The following is a 15,665-nucleotide window of genomic DNA, read 5'->3' on the forward strand; positions in this document are numbered from 1 at the left end:
TGACAGTCTCCGGTTGTGCTGACCGCGCCAAGTACCATCAGCGGTCGAGCAAGACCTTTGCAACCTGGTTTCATGGTTTGCAAAGGCGCCCCAAGCTCCCACACATCATGTCTCCAGGCCAAACCGGTGCGTACGCACGGCTCTTAGCTATTCGTTGTTCGAGGAGATTTCATGGAATGGTTTACCGATTTGTTCACGATGCAGTTCCTGACGGCACTGCTATCCATCGTCGTCATTGACCTTGTGCTGGCCGGCGACAATGCGATCGTGATCGCCCTGGCGGCGCGCAACCTGCCGCCCCACCTGCAGAAGAAGGCCATCATCTGGGGGACTGTCGGCGCGGTCGTGGTCCGTTCGGCCATGACGGTCGGCGTGGTGTGGCTGCTCAAGATCCCAGGCCTGCTGCTGATCGGCGGCGCGGCCCTGGTGTGGATCGCCTACAAGCTGCTGTCCGATGACGGCAATGGCGACGAGCATGGCGCGGGCGCAACCACCCTGGTGGGCGCGATGAAGACGATCATCATCGCCGATGCTGTGATGGGCGTGGACAACGTGCTGGCTGTGGCTGGCGCCGCGCACGGCAGCTTCCTGCTGGTGGTGCTGGGCCTGCTCATCAGCATCCCCATCGTGGTGTGGGGCTCGAGCCTGGTGCTCAAGCTGATGTCGCGCTTCCCCTCGATCATCTTCGCGGGTGCCGGCGTGCTGGCCTTCACGGCAGTCAAGATGATCGTCAGCGAGCCGCTGGTGAAGGAGTTCTTCAACAGCAACGCACTGGCCTACTACGGCTTGTTCGTGGTGGTCGTCGGCGGCGTGCTGGGCGGCGGCTACCTGGTGCAAAAGCGCCGGGCTCCGGCTACGGCCGCGCAGTAATGCGCGACGGCGCCAGCGCCGCCGAGCTAGCTGGAACCTGAAAACGGGTCGCCACGGGTCGCCGAAAGGCGGCCCGTTTTGCTTTGCGATAAAATGCTAACCCTTTAGCAATTTGCTATTCGGTTAGCAGATTGCCTGCCATACGCGCACACCGCTGTCGCGTCACTTTTCCCCAACACCCGCGCCGATGAAACAGTACCTCGACTTCATGCGCCATGTGCAAGAGCATGGCACCGAAAAGGCCGACCGCACCGGCACCGGCACGCGCTCGGTGTTTGGCTACCAGATGCGCTTCGACCTGCGCGAAGGCTTCCCGGTGGTGACCACCAAGAAGCTGCACATGAAGTCGATCATTCACGAACTGCTGTGGTTCCTGAAGGGCTCGACCAACATCCAGTACCTGAAGGACAACGGCGTCAGCATCTGGGACGAATGGGCCGACGCAAACGGCGAGCTCGGGCCGGTCTATGGCTCGCAGTGGCGCGCGTGGCCCACGCCGGACGGCCGCCACATCGACCAGATCACCGACCTGATGGCGCAGATCCGCAGCAATCCCGATTCGCGCCGGCTGATCGTATCGGCCTGGAACGTGGGCGAGATCGCGCAGATGAAGCTGCCGCCCTGCCATGCATTCTTCCAGTTCTACGTGGCCGACGGCCGCCTGTCCTGCCAGCTGTACCAGCGCAGCGCCGATATCTTCCTTGGCGTGCCGTTCAATATCGCCAGCTATGCGCTGCTGACGCACATGATCGCGCAGCAGACCGGGCTGGAGGTAGGCGACTTCATCTGGACCGGCGGCGACTGCCACATTTACAGCAACCATGCCGAGCAGGTGGCAACCCAGCTCGCGCGCGCACCGATGGCGTTGCCGCAACTGAAGATCCTGCGCAAGCCCGACAGCATCTTCGACTACAAATACGAGGACTTCGAACTGGTGGGCTACGAATCGCATCCGGCCATCAAGGCACCGGTGGCCGTATGACGTTGCTGACCCTGATCGTGGCGAAAGCCCGCAACGGCGTGATCGGCCGCGACAACACCCTGCCCTGGCGCCTGCCCGAGGACCTGGCGCACTTCAAGCGCACCACCATGGGCGCGCCCATCGTGATGGGCCGCAAAACGTGGGAGTCGATCGGCCGGCCGCTGCCGGGCCGGCGCAATATCGTGGTGAGCCGCAACCGCGACCTGCGCATCGAGGGCTGCGACGTGGCGAACTCGCTGGAAGAAGCGCAGCGGCTATGCGTGGGCGCCCCGCAGATCTTCCTGATCGGCGGCGCGCAGCTGTATGCCGAGGCCCTGCCCAGCGCTGACCGGCTGGTGGTGACGGAAATCGATGCGGATGTGGAGGGCGACGCGGTGTTTCCGGCCATCGACCCGCAGCAGTGGGTCGCGACGCAGCGCGAGCGGCATCATTCGGAGGCGAACGGTTTCGACTACGCGTTCGTGACGTACGAGCGCCCGCCGTCGGGCGAGGAATAACGGCCGCCTCAAACGGAAAGTTTCAAGCGTCGCTGACGTCGCTGACGTTTTACGCGCGCGGCGGCCTGTCTTCAGGCCGCCGCTGTCGTTTTAGTTGCCGCCGGCAATGGTCATCTGCTCGATCAGGACCGAGCCGGTTTCCTTGGTGCCGCGCACCAGCGCATCGGCGCCAATGGCCACGATCTGCTGGAACATCTCCTTCATGTTGCCGGCGATGGTGATCTCTTCCACCGGGTACTGGATCACGCCGTTCTCGACCCAATAGCCTGACGCGCCGCGCGAGTAATCGCCCGTCACGTAGTTCACGCCCTGCCCCATCAGCTCGGTCACCAGCAGGCCGGTGCCCAGCTTGCGCAGCATGCCGGCGAAGTCGTCTGCCGGCGTGGTCAGCTTGCTGGAGAGCGTCAGGTTGTGCGAGCCGCCGGCGTTGCCGGTGGTCGTCATGCCCAGCTTGCGCGCCGAGTACGTGGAGAGGAAATAGCCTTCCACCACGCCGCCGCGCACCACATCGCGCGCGTGGGTCTTCACGCCTTCTTCGTCAAAGGGTGCGCTGCCCATGGCGCCCGGCAGGTGGGGCTGCTCGTGGATATGAATATGCGGCGCGAACACCGCCTTGCCCAATGTGTCGTAGAGGAAGGTCGACTTGCGGTACAGCGCGCCGCCGGACACGGCCTGCACGAAGGCGCCGAGCAGGCCGGCGGCCAGAGGTGCCTCGAACAGCACCGGGCAGCGGCGCGTCGACAACTGGCGCGCATTCAGGCGGGCCAGCGAGCGTTCGGCGGCATAGCGGCCGATGTCCTCGGGCGCGGCCAGCGCGCCGGGCGCGCGCTTGGACGAGTACCAGTCGTCGCGCTGCATGCCGCTGCCGGTGCCGGCGATCGGCGCGCAGGAAATAAAGTGGCGGGAATACGGGTAGCCGCCCGTGAAGCCGCGCGAAGTGGCCAGCACGAACTGCGAATGCTGGGCCGAGACGCTGGCGCCGTCGCTATTGCGAATGCGCGGCGAGACCGCGAAGGCGGCCGCCTCGGCGCGCCGCGCGAGCTCGATGGCTTGCTCAGCGTCGATATTCCAGGGGTGGAACAGGTCGAGATCCTGCGGGTTGCGCTCGAGCAGCGCTTCTTCAGCCAGGCCGGCGCAATCGTCTTCCGCGGTGAAGCGAGCGATGTTGTAAGCCGCCTCGGCCGTGGCGCGCAGGGCCGCCGGCGAGAAATCCGAGGTGCTGGCGTTGCCGCGCCGCTGGCCGATCATGACCGTGACGCCCACTACCTTGTCGCGGTTTTGCTCGATGGTTTCCACCTGGCCCTTGCGCACCGACACCGACAGGCCGCTGCCCTCGGAGATCTCGGTAGCCGCGTCGGTGGCGCCCAGCTCGCGTGCCACCCGCAGCACATCGGCGGCCATCTCGCTGAGCTGGGCCTGGGTATAAGTGAAGTGGGTGGTCTGGTCTGCGGATTGATCCATTGTGGGCGCGGTCATCAAAAGTCCAAACAAGAATCATAGCAAGATAAAATGCCAACCATGACGCGAAACACCCGCCCCTCCCCCCGGAACGCCTCCGGCTTCCCCGACCCGTTCACCCCTGAGCCGGCCGACGACGACGACATGCTCAAGAGCAAGTCGCAGAAAAAGCGCGACATGCTCGCCCTGCAAGACCTGGGCGTGGAACTTGAGGCCCTGCCCAAGGACCGCCTGGCGCGCGTGCCCATGCCTGAAGCGCTGGCCGACGCCATCCGCGACGCGCGGCGCATCACCAACCACGAAGGCAAGCGCCGCCAGATGCAGTATGTCGGCAAGGTCATGCGCAGGCTGGACGATGACGAAGTGGCCGCCATCCAGCGCGTGCTGGAAGGCTTCAAGGGCACCAGCAAGGCCGAGACGGCTAAGCTGCACCTGGTCGAGCGCTGGCGCGAGCTGCTGCTGGCGGACGACGCCGCGCTGACGAAATTCCTGGCCGAGCACCCGGCCAGCGACGTCCAGGCACTGCGCAACATCATCCGCAACGCGCGCAAAGAGCACGAGATGAACAAGCCGCCGCGCTACTTCCGCGAGCTGTTCCAGGCCGTCAAGACCGCGCTGGAAAGCAAGCAGGCCGCAGCCACCGGCGAGCAGGAACCCGAGCCGGAAGCCGGCGAATAACCGGCATATAGCCGACATCCAAAACGCAGCAACCAAGGAAATGGGGACAAGATGACGCAAACCACAACGCCCGCGCTGGTCCATCCCGTTGCCCGCAGGCACCCGGACGAACTGCTGGTTGGCTTTGTCTCGATCTCCGACCGTGCCTCGACCGGCACCTACCAGGACGAGGGCATCCCGGCGCTGCGCGACTGGTTCGGGCGCGCCCTGAGCTCGCCCTGGCAGGCCGTGGAGCGGCTAATCCCTGACGAGCAGGCGCTGATCTCGCGCACGCTCATCGAGCTGGTCGACGTGGCCGGCTGCGATCTGGTGCTGACCACCGGCGGCACCGGCCCGGCGCGCCGCGACGTTACCCCCGAGGCCACGCTGGCGGTAGGCACCAAGGAAATGCCTGGCTTTGGCGAGCAGATGCGCCAGGTCAGCCTGCACTTCGTGCCCACGGCCATCCTGTCGCGGCAGGTGGCGGTGATTCGCGAAACCGCCAGCCGCGCCGCCCTCATCATCAATCTGCCGGGACAGCCGCGCGCCATCCGTGAAACCTTGGAAGGACTGCGTGGCGAGGATGGCAAATCCATCGTGCAAGGCATCTTTGCCGCCGTGCCCTACTGCGTCGACCTGATCGGCGGGCCTTACATCGACACTGACGAAGCCGTGGCCAAGGTGTGGCGCCCCAAGCACGCGATCCGCGCCAAACCCGCCGCGTGAACCTCAGGGGGCAGCCACGCTATCGCAGCCCCAGATACAGTCCCACCGGCACGAACACCACGGCAGCCACATTGCCCAGCAGCACGATCGACGCCACCTGGTCCGGCTCCTGCCGGAAATGATCGGCCACCAGGAAGTTGAGCACGGCCGGCGGCAGCGACGCGAACACGAACAGCAGCCCGCGCTGGAGCTGGGTCAGCGGCACCACCTGCGCCAGCAGCAAGGCGCAGGCGATGCCGGTCAGCGGACAGACCACGGCGCCGATCGCGCCCATGCCCCAGTTGCGCAGGCTCACGTCCTTCATGCGCACGCCGAGCGCGAACAACATCAGGGGCACAGTGGCGTCGCCCAGCAGCTTGATCGACTGGAACACCGGCTCCGGCAGCGAGAACCACGGCCGCGCCAGCGACAATCCCACCCCCGCCACCGTTGCCAGCACCATCGGATTGCGCGCGATCTGCGTGATCGACGCGTGCCGGTTGACGATCTTCATGCCGATGGTGAAGTGCATCAGGTTGGACGCGGCGAACAGCGCCACCGCGGGCGCCAGCCCGACCGGCCCGAACGCGAACACCGATAGCGGCAAGCCCATGTTGCCGCAATTGTTGAACATCATCGGCGGCACGAAGGTGCGCGGATCCGCCCCCAGCAGCCGCGCGCCAAGCCACGCCAGCAACCCCGAGCCCAGCACCACGGCAACCGCGCAACCCAGCAGCACAAGCTGGTCGGCCAGCACGAATTCCTTGCTGACAAAAGCCGACACCACCAGCAGCGGCGCGATCACATCGAGCGTGGCGCGGTTGATCCCGGACATGTCGGGATGCGCGCGGCGCCCGTAGAGCCAGCCGACCAGGATGATCAGGATGACCGGCGTGATGATCGAGACGATGCGCGCAAGCATGGGCGGGCTGCCGTTAAGCCAAAGCGCCCCGCAGGGCGCCTTGGCAGTGACATGGGAGGAGAAAAAATCAGGCGGCCGGGGTATCCGGCGTCGCGCTCGCCTCGGCTGCGGTTGCGGGTGCTGCCGCTGCCGCCGGTGCCGACTGGCGGATGAAGTGGGTGCGGTAGTAGCGCAGCTCTTCCACGGACTCCAGGATATCGGCCAGCGCGGTGTGCAGCTGGCGCTTGATGAAGCCCTTGTGGATGGCCGGCTCCCAGCGCTTGCACAGCTCCTTGAGCGTGGAGACGTCGAGATTGCGATAGTGGAAGAACGCCTCCAGCTTGGGCATGTAGCGTGCCATGAAGCGGCGGTCCTGGCAGATCGAGTTGCCGCACATGGGCGACTTGCCGGCAGGCACCCAGCGCTTGAGGAAGGCCAGCAGCTCGACCTCGGCCTGGGCTTCGGTCAGGGTCGAGGCCTTGACCTTGTCGATCAGGCCCGAGCGGCCGTGGGTGCCCTTGTTCCAGTTGTCCATGCCATCGAGCACGGCGTCTTCCTGATGGATCACCAGCACCGGGCCTTCGGCCAGGATGTTGAGTTCGGAGTCCGTCACGACGATGGCGATCTCGATGATGCGGTCCGTGTCGGGCATCAGGCCGGTCATCTCCATGTCCAGCCAGATCAGGTTGTTTTCGCTCTTGACGGATTTGACGCCGCTGGGGACGTGGGTATTTTGGCTGGTCATCTGGACTGCAATCGAAAGAGAAGCAAAAGGGGGCGCGCCCGCGCTCCGGATCAGGAACACGGGGCAGCGGGCACGAACAACTTATAATTCTCGCATATCCGCCGCCGCCGCCGGTTCCAACGCGCTCGGAAACCCGCTTCGGCGGTCCGGCCGCCACCGCGTACGCCAAGGCTTCACACGACAAGGCTCTGCCCGATGTTCACGTTTCTGTTCCTAGCCGCCCTGATGCTGATGGTGCTGACCAAGCTCTGGCTGGCCGCCCGCCAGGTGCGCCATGTGGCGCAACACCGTCATGCGGTGCCTGCCCGCTTTGCCGACACCATTACGCTGTCGTCCCACCAGAAGGCGGCCGACTACACCATCGCCCGCACCCGGCTGTCGATGCTGGAAGTGCTGGCTGGCGCAGCGCTGCTGATCGTGCTGACCATGCTGGGCGGGCTGCAGTGGATCAACCAGTTCTGGATCGACACCTTCGGCCCGGGCTATGCCTACAGCGTGGCGCTGATCGCCAGCGTGGCCGTGATCGGGGGCCTGGTCGACCTGCCCTTCTCGCTCTACGGGCAGTTCGGCATCGAGCAGCGCTTTGGCTTTAACCGCATGGGCTGGAAGCTCTACCTGGCCGATATGCTCAAGATGACCGCCATTGGCTGCGTGCTAGGCCTGCCCTTGCTGCTCGCCGTGCTGTGGCTGATGGCACATATGGGCGAGTACTGGTGGGCCTGGACCTGGCTGACGTGGATCGCCTTCACCATCTTTGTGCAGATGATTGCCCCGTCGGTGATCATGCCGCTGTTCAACCGCTTCGAGCCGCTGGCCAATGCCTCGCTGGAAGCCCGCATCACGCGCCTGCTGCAGAAATGCGGCTTCCGCAGCCGCGGCCTGTTCGTGGTGGACGGCAGCAAGCGCAGCGCGCACGGCAATGCCTACTTCACCGGGTTCGGCGCGGCCAAGCGCATCGTTTTCTTCGACACGCTGATGGAGCGCCTTGCCGATGACGAGATCGAAGCGGTACTGGCGCATGAGCTTGGCCACTTCAAGCGGCGCCACATCCTCAAGGGCATGCTGGTCAGCTTTGCGCTGAGCCTGGTCTTCCTCGCCGCACTGGGCTGGCTTTCCAGCCGCACGTGGTTCTACACCGGGCTGGGCGTGCTGCCCAACCTCGGCACCACCAATCACGCCCTTGCGCTCGTGCTGTTCTTCCTGACCTTGCCGGTATTCACCTTCCTGCTCGGCCCCCTGGCCAGCCAGACCTCGCGCCGCCATGAATTCGAGGCGGATGCGTTTGCGGCCGGCCAGACCGATGCCGGCCACCTGGTCTCTGCCCTCGTCAAGCTCTACAAGGACAATGCCTCTACCTTGACCCCCGACCCGATCTACAGCGCCTTCTACTACTCGCACCCACCGGCAGCACAGCGGATCGACCGCCTGCTGGCGCACGCATGAGCCGCGCCGCCAGCCGGGGAGGCCCGCAGCGCGCCCCAAGCCCTGCCAAAGCCAATGCCAATGGCGCCGCCGCCGAGGAGGCGCTGATCGTCGCCGCGCACGGGCGCCACTATGTGATCGAGCTGGACGACGGCAGCCGCCTGCACGGCTTCCCGCGCGGCAAGCGCAGCGAATGCGCGGTCGGCGACCGCGTCACCATCGAGCGCGCCGCGTCCGACCAGTGCGTGATCACCGGCTTCAAGCCGCGCAAGAACCTGCTGCATCGCTCGGACCAGTTCAAGTCCAAGCTGCTGGCCGCCAATATCGACCAGGTAGTGATCGTGCTGGCGACCGAGCCAGGCTTCTCGGAAGACTTGCTGGGCCGCGCGCTGGTGTCCGCCGAAGCACTGGGCATCCGCCCGCTGATCATCCTCAACAAGATCGACCTGACCGAGCGGCTGGAAGAGGCGCGCGGCCGCCTGGCGCTGTACCGCGGGCTTGGCTACGAGACGCTGTTCCTGTCGGTGCACGGTTCGCCAGATGATACGCTGGCGCAGTTGCGCCCGCAGCTGGCGCACCGCGCCAGCATCCTGATCGGCCAGTCGGGCATGGGCAAGTCCTCCCTGCTGAACCTGCTGATCCCGGGCGTGGAAGCACAAACCCGGGAAATCTCCGCCAAGCTGGATTCGGGCAAGCACACCACCACCTTCACCCGCCTCTACCACCTGCCCGCCAGCGTGGATGGCGAGGCCGATGGCGTGGATAGCGCGGATGGCGCAGATCCTCAAGCGCGCCAGCGTGGCTGCCTGATCGATTCGCCGGGTTTCCAGGAGTTCGGCCTGCACCACCTGAGCGAAGGCATGCTGGAGCGCGCGTTCCCTGAATTCCGCCCACGCCTGACCGAGTGCCGCTTCTACAATTGCCACCACATCAACGAACCCGGCTGCGGTGTGCTGGCGTCGATGAAGGCCGGCGAGATCTCCGGCCGGCGCCACCAGCTCTACACGCAGCTGCTGCACGAATCCCGCCAGCAAAAGCCGTGGTAAGGTAATCGGGCGCGCCGCCTGCAGGCAAACGGGCATGCAGCGCACCCGATCCCGATGAAACTACTGCTATCGACCCCTTCCCTCGTCCATGCCGCGCACTGCCAGAACGTGCTGGAAGCCGCCGGCATCCGCGCCGACCTGCGCAATACGTGGCTGGCTGGCGCCATGGGCGACATCCCGTTTCGCGAAAGCGCGCCCCAGGTCTGGCTGATCGACGATGAACGGGAGGCCGAGGCCTGGGAGGTATTGCACGCCGCAGCCAATCCGGCGCCGGGGCCGCGGTGGGCCTGCGTGTCCTGCGGGGAATGGCACGATGCGCAGTTCGGCTCGTGCTGGCAATGCGGCGCGCCGCGGCAACCCTGAAAGTGAAACGCCCGCGGCAAGCGCGGGCGTCGATGGTCAACGGATACAGCGGGGTTGGCTCAGCCCACCCAGAGCGCCAGCGACAACATCGCCAGCAGCAGCATCCACAGCACGACGGCACGCCACACCAGGCCGATGGCCGATTGCAGCGTACGCACGTTGGGCTCCACCCCGAATTCCGGCGCGACCGCCTCGGGCTCGCTATCGTCTTCCATGCCCGGTGCATAGTCCACCGCCGGGCCGGCCAGGCTGGTGCGCAGCACCACGGCAGTACTCTCTTCGGCCAGAGGCACCCCCAGGCGCACGCCAAGCGCGCCGCCGCCGCTGGCAAGCAGGATGCCGTTGACGGCATCGTTCCACTTGCGCGCATGGTTGCGCCACGCATAGACCGCATCCTCGAAATTGCCAACGATGGCAAAGCCGACCGAGGTCAGCCGCGAGGGAATCCAGTCCAGCAGGTAGAAGGCACGCGCGGCAAAGCGGCCCAGCGCGGGGCTGCGCTCCGTGGAGGGGATATTCCAGTGGCGCGCGAGGTACTCGGCGATGCGGTACAAGACCACGCCGCCCGGGCCGATCGGCACCAGGAACCAGAAGAACACCCCGAACACATGCCGGTGCACTGCCACGATGGCGGCTTCCAGGGTATGCCGCACGATTTCCGTGACCGGCATTTCGATGGTTTCTAGACCGGTCCACTGGTGCAGCAGCGCGCGGGCGCGCGGCAGGTCATCGCGGTTGAGCGCCTCGTGGATATCGGTGAAGAAGTGACTGAACTGCCGGAAACCCAGGGTGAGGTAGAGCAGCAGGACATTCCACGCCAGCGTGAGCGCCACGCTGATGGAGGCCAGCAGGTAGTGCACCACCATGGCGGTCAGCGTGAGCGGCAGCACCACCGTGAACCAGGCCAGCGCGGTATCGCGCGGGCGCCCGGTGTCAAAGGCATGCTCGGCGCGCTCGGCAAGAACGCGCACGATGTCGTAGATCGGATTGTTGCGGCCCAGGGCGCGGAACTGCTCGGCGATCAGCGCGAGGAGAACGGATACAAATGTCATCTCTGGTCTGGGTGTCGATGGCCAGGGCGCATCAGGCGGCGCGTGTGCCGGGCTGATCGCTTATCTTATCTATAGCGAGACGATAGCATACGGCAAACCCGCCCAGACAAAGCGCCGCAGCCCGCCGGCAAAGCGGGCGGGCTGCGGGCTGCCGAAGCAACGCCTCAGGGCAGGTCAAACACCAGCACTTCGGCACCATCGCCGTGCGCCAGGGTCACGGCCTCTGCGCCTTCCAGCTGTGCGGCATCGCCCGCTTCCAGCGCCTTGCCATTGACGGTGACGCGGCCACGCGCCACATGCACATAGGCCTTGCGCTTGGGCGCCAGCGCCAGCGTGGCGGACTCGTCTGCGTCAAACAAGCCGGCATACAGGCGCATGTCCTGATGGATCACCACCGAGCCCTCGGCGCCGTCGCGGCTGCCCACCAGGCGCAGCCGGCCGCGCTTGTCGGCCGCCGGAAAGTGCTTTTCCTCGTAGCCGGGCTCAAGGTCGGACTTCTCCGGCAGGATCCAGATCTGCAGGAAGTGCGTGGTGTCGTGTGCGGCGTGGTTGTACTCCGAGTGCCGCACGCCGGTGCCCGCGCTCATGCGCTGCACGTCGCCGGGGCGGATCACGCTGCCGTTGCCCATGCTGTCCTTGTGGGCCAGCTCGCCTTCCAGCACATAGCTGATGATTTCCATGTCGCGGTGGCCATGGGTGCCAAAACCCATGCCCGGCGCTACACGGTCTTCGTTGATGACGCGCAGCGGCCCGAACTGCACGTGCTTGGGATCGTAGTAGTCCGCGAAGGAAAACGTATGGTATGACTTGAGCCAGCCATGATCGGCATAACCACGTTCACCCGCCTTTCTGATTTCAATCATTTTGACGGCCCTCCTTCAGGCCACATCGGCGCAGGAGCTGGGTTTATCCTAGTCCTGGCCTTGCGCAACGTTTCGATGCTAGGCAGTTTAGGGTGGCAGGCGTATATTTGGCGGACCGATCTTAGAAGCATTCATTCAGAAATTCTGAACATGGCACTCTCTCTCGAATCCCTGGAAGTTCTTGACGCCATCGAGCGCAAGGGCAGCTTTGCCGCCGCCGCGCACGAGATGGGCAAAGTGCCCTCCGCGCTCACCTATGTGGTGCGCAAGCTGGAGGAAGACCTGGACGTGCTGCTATTCGACCGACGCCGCCACCGCGCCGAGCTCACGCCCGCCGGGCGCGCCTTGCTGGACGAAGGCCGCCACCTGCTGCACGCCGCCGACGACCTGGCCCGCCGCGTCAAGCGGCTGGCCACCGGCTGGGAAGCCACCCTGACCATCGTGGTCGACGACCTGATCAATTTCCGCGCCCTGCTGCCGGTCATCCAGGACTTCTATGCCGAGAACGATGCCACCCGGCTGCGCTTTGCCAAGGAAGTGCTGGGCGGCGCGTGGGATGCACTGGTCAGCAGCCGCGCCGACCTGGTGATCGGCGGCGCCTACGATGCGCCGAGCACCCAGGGCTTCCAGGTACGCCCGCTGGGTTCCATGCCCTTTGTCTTCGCGGTGGCCGCGCATCATCCGCTGGCGACCGAGCCCGGCCCGCTGACCACCCTGCAGATTGCCAAGCACCGCATCGTGGCCGTGGGCGATACCTCGCGCAACCTGCCCGCCCGCACCCATGGCGTGCTCGCCGGGCAGGACGTGCTGGTGGTGCCCACCATGCGCGACAAGCTCGAAGCCCAGATCCGCGGCCTGGGCTGCGGCTGGCTGCCGGCGCCCATGGCGCAGCCCTTTATCGAAAGCGGCGTGCTGCAGGCACGCGAGACCCTGGAGGTACGCGCCCCCGGCAATTTCAAGGTAGCCTGGCGCACCAGCACGCGCGGCAAGGCGCTGCAATGGTGGGCCAACAAGCTGGACGACCCGCGCCTGGCGCAAGCCCTGCTCCAGCAGCAGCCGGGCCAGCCTGACTAAGCACCAGACCCATCGCCGGACCCATCACCGCCTAACACCTGCTTTCGTCATGCCTACCCGCCCTAGCCCGGCGCCCAGCTACCGGGGCCGCTTTGCGCCCTCCCCCACCGGCCCGTTGCACATGGGCTCGCTGGTCACCGCGCTGGCCAGCTGGCTCGACGCACGCGCCCATCTAGGCAGCTGGCTGGTGCGCATCGAGGACATCGACTATCCGCGCTGCGTGCGCGGCGCGGACCAGCAGATCCTGCGCGCCCTGGCGCGGCTCGGCCTGCATCCGGACGAGCCGCCGCAATGGCAGAGCCGGCGCGAAGCGCTGTACGCCGAAGCGCTGCGCCAGCTCGATGCCGACCATCGGACTTATCCCTGTGGATGCTCGCGCAAGGAAATCGCCGACTCGCTGCTGCATGCGCGTGAGCGCCACCAGACACTCGGGTATCCCGGCACCTGCCGCGACGGCCTGCATGGCAAGCTGCCCCGCGCCTGGCGGGTGCGGGTGCCAGACGGCGACGCTGCGCTGATCTGCTTCGAGGACCGCTGGCAAGGCCGGCAATGCCAGGACCTCGCGACCGAGCTCGGCGACTTCGTGCTGCGCCGCGCCGATGGCTTGTGGGCTTACCAGCTAGCGGTAGTGGTCGACGATGGCCACCAGGGCATCACGCATATCGTGCGCGGCGCCGACCTGCTCGACTCCACGCCGCGGCAGATCCACCTGCAGCATCTGCTGGGGCTGCCCACGCCGTCGTACCTGCACGTGCCGGTGGTGACCAACGCGCTGGGCGAGAAGCTCAGCAAGCAAAGCGGCGCGCAGGCCATCGACGACCTCGATCCGCTGGCGGCACTGCGCACGGCCGGCGCGCACCTGGGACTGGCGAGCGCGGCGCAATCGGTGGAGAGCTGGCTGAGCGATGCCACTGCCGGCTGGGCGGCCTTGCTGGAACGCCTGCCCGCCCAGGCGCACGGCGAAGCGACGACGCCCCCCTGAATGGCATGAGGCCCAAAACAAGACAGGCGCCCGAAGGCGCCTGTCTTGCTGGCTGCGGCGGCAGCGATCCGCTACGCGCGATGCCGCTCCGTGGCGCTCAGGACTTGCGCGGCACGCCGCCCAGCAGCGCCGCCAGCTGCCGCTTGGGCGCCGGACGGCCGCGGCCAAAGGCGGCGGCATTGTTGTCCGTCACGTCGGGCTGCGCGGCAATCGCCGCGGCGCTCGGCTCGTAGGGACGCGAGAAGAAGGAATCGTCGGAGGGGCGGAACGTGTTGCGCGAGCTGGCCGGATCGTTGCGGCGCGCACGCGGCTCCTCGCCGTCGCCATTGGCGCGCGGGCGGCGCATTTCGGTGCGGGCACGGCGGCGGTCGTTCTCGTCTGCGCGGGCGCCGGCGCCGGTGGGGTCGAACCCCACCAGCGCGGTACGCGGCAGGCTGCGCTTGAGCAGCTTCTCGATATCAACCAGCAGGCGCTCATCGGCCGGCACGTAGATCGACAGGGCATCGCCACTGGCGCCGGCACGGCCGGTACGGCCGATGCGGTGGATGTAGTCTTCGGCGCTGAACGGCAGGTCGAAGTTGATCACGCAGGGCATGTCGGGAATGTCGAGGCCGCGCGCCGCCACGTCGGTGGCGACCAGCGCATCGATATTGCCTTGCTTGAAGCCATCCAGCGTCTGCATGCGCTCGGTCTGGGTCTTGTCGCCGTGGATGGCGGCGGCGTTGATGCCTTCGCGCTCCAGGTGGCGCGCCAGGCGCGAGCAGCCGATCTTGCTGTTGACGAAGACGATGCACTGGCGCGACAGGCCTTCGGCAGCGCGCGTCTTCAGCAGGTGCACCACGGCGGCCTGCTTGTGGCCGTCTTCGACCTGGAACACGGTCTGGCGCACGTTCTCGTTGGCCGAGTTGCTGCGCGCCACTTCGATGGTGACCGGCTGGTGCAGGTAGCTGGCGGCCAGCCGCTTGATTTCGTTCGAGAAGGTGGCCGAGAACAGCAGCGTCTGGCGCTGTGCCGGCAGCAGGTTGATGATGCGCTGCAGGTCGGGCAGGAAACCCATGTCGAGCATGCGGTCGGCCTCGTCCAGCACCAGCATCTGCACTTGCGACAGGTTCACCGATTTTTGCTGCACGTGGTCGAGCAGCCGGCCCGGGGTTGCCACCAGGATTTCCACGCCGCGGCGCAGGGCTTCGGTCTGCGGGTTCATGTCCACGCCGCCGAACACCACCGTGCTGCGCAGGTCCGTGAAGCGCGCGTAGCGGGCCACGTTGTCGTAGACCTGGTCGGCCAGTTCGCGGGTGGGGGTGAGCATCAGGGCGCGCACCGGATGGCGGGCCGGCGAGGCGCTGGCGCTGGCCAGCGGCAAGAGGCGCTGGATGATCGGCAGCGCAAAGCCGGCGGTCTTGCCGGTGCCGGTCTGGGCCGCGCCCATCACGTCCTTGCCCAGCAGCACCACGGGAATCGCCTGCTCCTGGATGGGAGTGGGCTTGGTGTAGCCCTGCTCGGACAGCGCACGCTGGATGCGCGCATCCAGCCCGAAGCTGTCGAAGGTGATCTCGGGGGTGGTCTGGTCAGTGGTCGTAGTCGTCATGGTTTCCGTGTCTTGCAGGAGGCGAACCCGGCGCCAACGGACACGCGTCTTGAACCGAGCGGGGGAGATCTGCGCATGGATTTAGGGGCCGGCCGCGTGGGGCGCGCTGTGTTGCCGCACGCCACTGCAAGCCGTCGTCTGTCCGTGCCTCTGCGGGCAATTCCGCCGCGCGATCAATAGCTCATGTAAATCAAAGACTTAGATTGTAGCATTAGCGGCCCATTTAAGGGTAGTGCGGGTGTGGCGGCTACGCCAGTTTCGGCGCCGCGGATTTCAACTTTATGTCACCGGGCGCGTGCTCGCCGTGTTGCGGTCAAGTCGCGGCCGGCCTACGAGTTCGCCGAACTGGACGCCGGCGCCCCGTAAATGTTAAAAATAACAAAAACGATTAATAGCGCACGAAAAACCACCTAATATCCCAATTTTTCGTGTTGCCATCGCCGCCTGGGCGGCGTCTTAT

At 66.2% G+C, this 15,665-nt stretch carries 16 protein-coding genes; 10 read left to right on the plus strand and 6 right to left on the minus strand.

The features are described from left to right. The first annotated feature begins 171 nt into the window (after positions 1-171). The 3 genes from AC1RQK_RS33830 (at position 172) to AC1RQK_RS33840 (ending at position 2,349) form a co-directional block, all read left to right on the plus strand. Positions 172-870: a TerC family protein gene (locus AC1RQK_RS33830; RefSeq protein ID WP_492376082.1), complete on the plus strand. Its 699-nt coding sequence runs from the start codon at positions 172-174 to the stop codon at positions 868-870. Between the two features lie 187 nt (positions 871-1,057). After that, positions 1,058-1,852: a thymidylate synthase gene (locus AC1RQK_RS33835; RefSeq protein ID WP_174427375.1), complete on the plus strand. Its 795-nt coding sequence runs from the start codon at positions 1,058-1,060 to the stop codon at positions 1,850-1,852. Beyond that, the gene (locus tag AC1RQK_RS33840; protein ID WP_492376081.1) at positions 1,849-2,349 is read left to right on the plus strand and encodes a dihydrofolate reductase; all 501 of its coding nucleotides are present in this window, start codon (positions 1,849-1,851) and stop codon (positions 2,347-2,349) included. Before AC1RQK_RS33835 ends, AC1RQK_RS33840 begins: the two co-directional genes overlap by 4 nt. Positions 2,350-2,439: 90 nt before the next feature. On the opposite strand, the gene pmbA is transcribed toward AC1RQK_RS33840, so the two are convergent. Beyond that, the gene (gene pmbA, locus AC1RQK_RS33845) at positions 2,440-3,810 is read right to left on the minus strand and encodes a metalloprotease PmbA (RefSeq protein ID WP_477132472.1); all 1,371 of its coding nucleotides are present in this window, start codon (positions 3,808-3,810) and stop codon (positions 2,440-2,442) included. 57 nt (positions 3,811-3,867) lie between these two features. On the opposite strand from pmbA, the gene yjgA reads away from it, so the two are divergent. Together yjgA and mog are read left to right on the plus strand one after the other, a co-directional pair. Continuing rightward, positions 3,868-4,485: a ribosome biogenesis factor YjgA gene (gene yjgA, locus AC1RQK_RS33850; RefSeq protein ID WP_492813739.1), complete on the plus strand. Its 618-nt coding sequence runs from the start codon at positions 3,868-3,870 to the stop codon at positions 4,483-4,485. Positions 4,486-4,536: 51 nt separating this feature from the next. After that, positions 4,537-5,190, plus strand: a complete 654-nt coding sequence (gene mog, locus AC1RQK_RS33855; RefSeq protein ID WP_492375433.1) for a molybdopterin adenylyltransferase — start codon at positions 4,537-4,539, stop codon at positions 5,188-5,190. A gap of 19 nt (positions 5,191-5,209) precedes the next feature. Here the strand turns inward: mog and AC1RQK_RS33860 are convergent, their stop codons facing one another. Then, the gene (locus AC1RQK_RS33860; protein ID WP_043348188.1) at positions 5,210-6,091 is read right to left on the minus strand and encodes an AEC family transporter; all 882 of its coding nucleotides are present in this window, start codon (positions 6,089-6,091) and stop codon (positions 5,210-5,212) included. A 67-nt stretch (positions 6,092-6,158) separates the two neighbouring features. Continuing rightward, the gene (orn, locus tag AC1RQK_RS33865) at positions 6,159-6,815 is read right to left on the minus strand and encodes an oligoribonuclease (protein WP_492813742.1); all 657 of its coding nucleotides are present in this window, start codon (positions 6,813-6,815) and stop codon (positions 6,159-6,161) included. Between the two features lie 195 nt (positions 6,816-7,010). Here orn and AC1RQK_RS33870 point away from each other — a divergent pair, with 195 nt between their 5' ends. The 3 genes from AC1RQK_RS33870 to AC1RQK_RS33880 are packed head-to-tail and all read left to right on the plus strand — an operon-like array spanning position 7,011 to position 9,646. Then, positions 7,011-8,258 (plus strand): M48 family metallopeptidase, encoded by a 1,248-nt coding sequence (locus AC1RQK_RS33870; RefSeq protein ID WP_492813744.1) that lies wholly within the window; start codon positions 7,011-7,013, stop codon positions 8,256-8,258. After that, the gene (gene rsgA / locus AC1RQK_RS33875; RefSeq protein ID WP_043348197.1) at positions 8,255-9,283 is read left to right on the plus strand and encodes a ribosome small subunit-dependent GTPase A; all 1,029 of its coding nucleotides are present in this window, start codon (positions 8,255-8,257) and stop codon (positions 9,281-9,283) included. The genes AC1RQK_RS33870 and rsgA overlap by 4 nt, the downstream gene beginning before the upstream one ends. Positions 9,284-9,337: 54 nt before the next feature. Next, positions 9,338-9,646 carry a putative signal transducing protein gene (locus tag AC1RQK_RS33880; protein WP_150990815.1) on the plus strand — a complete coding sequence of 103 codons (309 nt, stop codon included), beginning with the start codon at positions 9,338-9,340 and terminating at the stop codon, positions 9,644-9,646. 59 nt (positions 9,647-9,705) lie between these two features. On the opposite strand, the gene AC1RQK_RS33885 is transcribed toward AC1RQK_RS33880, so the two are convergent. Both AC1RQK_RS33885 and AC1RQK_RS33890 read right to left on the minus strand, forming a co-directional pair. Next, positions 9,706-10,698 (minus strand): CobD/CbiB family protein, encoded by a 993-nt coding sequence (locus tag AC1RQK_RS33885; RefSeq protein WP_253931787.1) that lies wholly within the window; start codon positions 10,696-10,698, stop codon positions 9,706-9,708. Between the two features lie 164 nt (positions 10,699-10,862). After that, positions 10,863-11,561 (minus strand): pirin family protein, encoded by a 699-nt coding sequence (locus AC1RQK_RS33890; protein WP_492375436.1) that lies wholly within the window; start codon positions 11,559-11,561, stop codon positions 10,863-10,865. Positions 11,562-11,711: 150 nt separating this feature from the next. On the opposite strand from AC1RQK_RS33890, the gene AC1RQK_RS33895 reads away from it, so the two are divergent. Then, a complete protein-coding gene (locus AC1RQK_RS33895) occupies positions 11,712-12,635 on the plus strand; it encodes a LysR family transcriptional regulator (RefSeq protein ID WP_309403664.1) in 924 nt (307 codons plus the stop codon). A 49-nt stretch (positions 12,636-12,684) separates the two neighbouring features. Further along, entirely contained in the window at positions 12,685-13,617 is a 933-nt protein-coding gene (gene gluQRS, locus AC1RQK_RS33900) for a tRNA glutamyl-Q(34) synthetase GluQRS (protein WP_492813748.1), read from the plus strand. 97 nt (positions 13,618-13,714) lie between these two features. Here the strand turns inward: gluQRS and AC1RQK_RS33905 are convergent, their stop codons facing one another. Continuing rightward, positions 13,715-15,205, minus strand: a complete 1,491-nt coding sequence (locus AC1RQK_RS33905) for a DEAD/DEAH box helicase (RefSeq protein WP_492375438.1) — start codon at positions 15,203-15,205, stop codon at positions 13,715-13,717. Positions 15,206-15,665 lie beyond the last annotated feature (460 nt).

The sequence above is a fragment of the Cupriavidus sp. GW822-FHT02D05 genome (assembly GCF_058802485.1).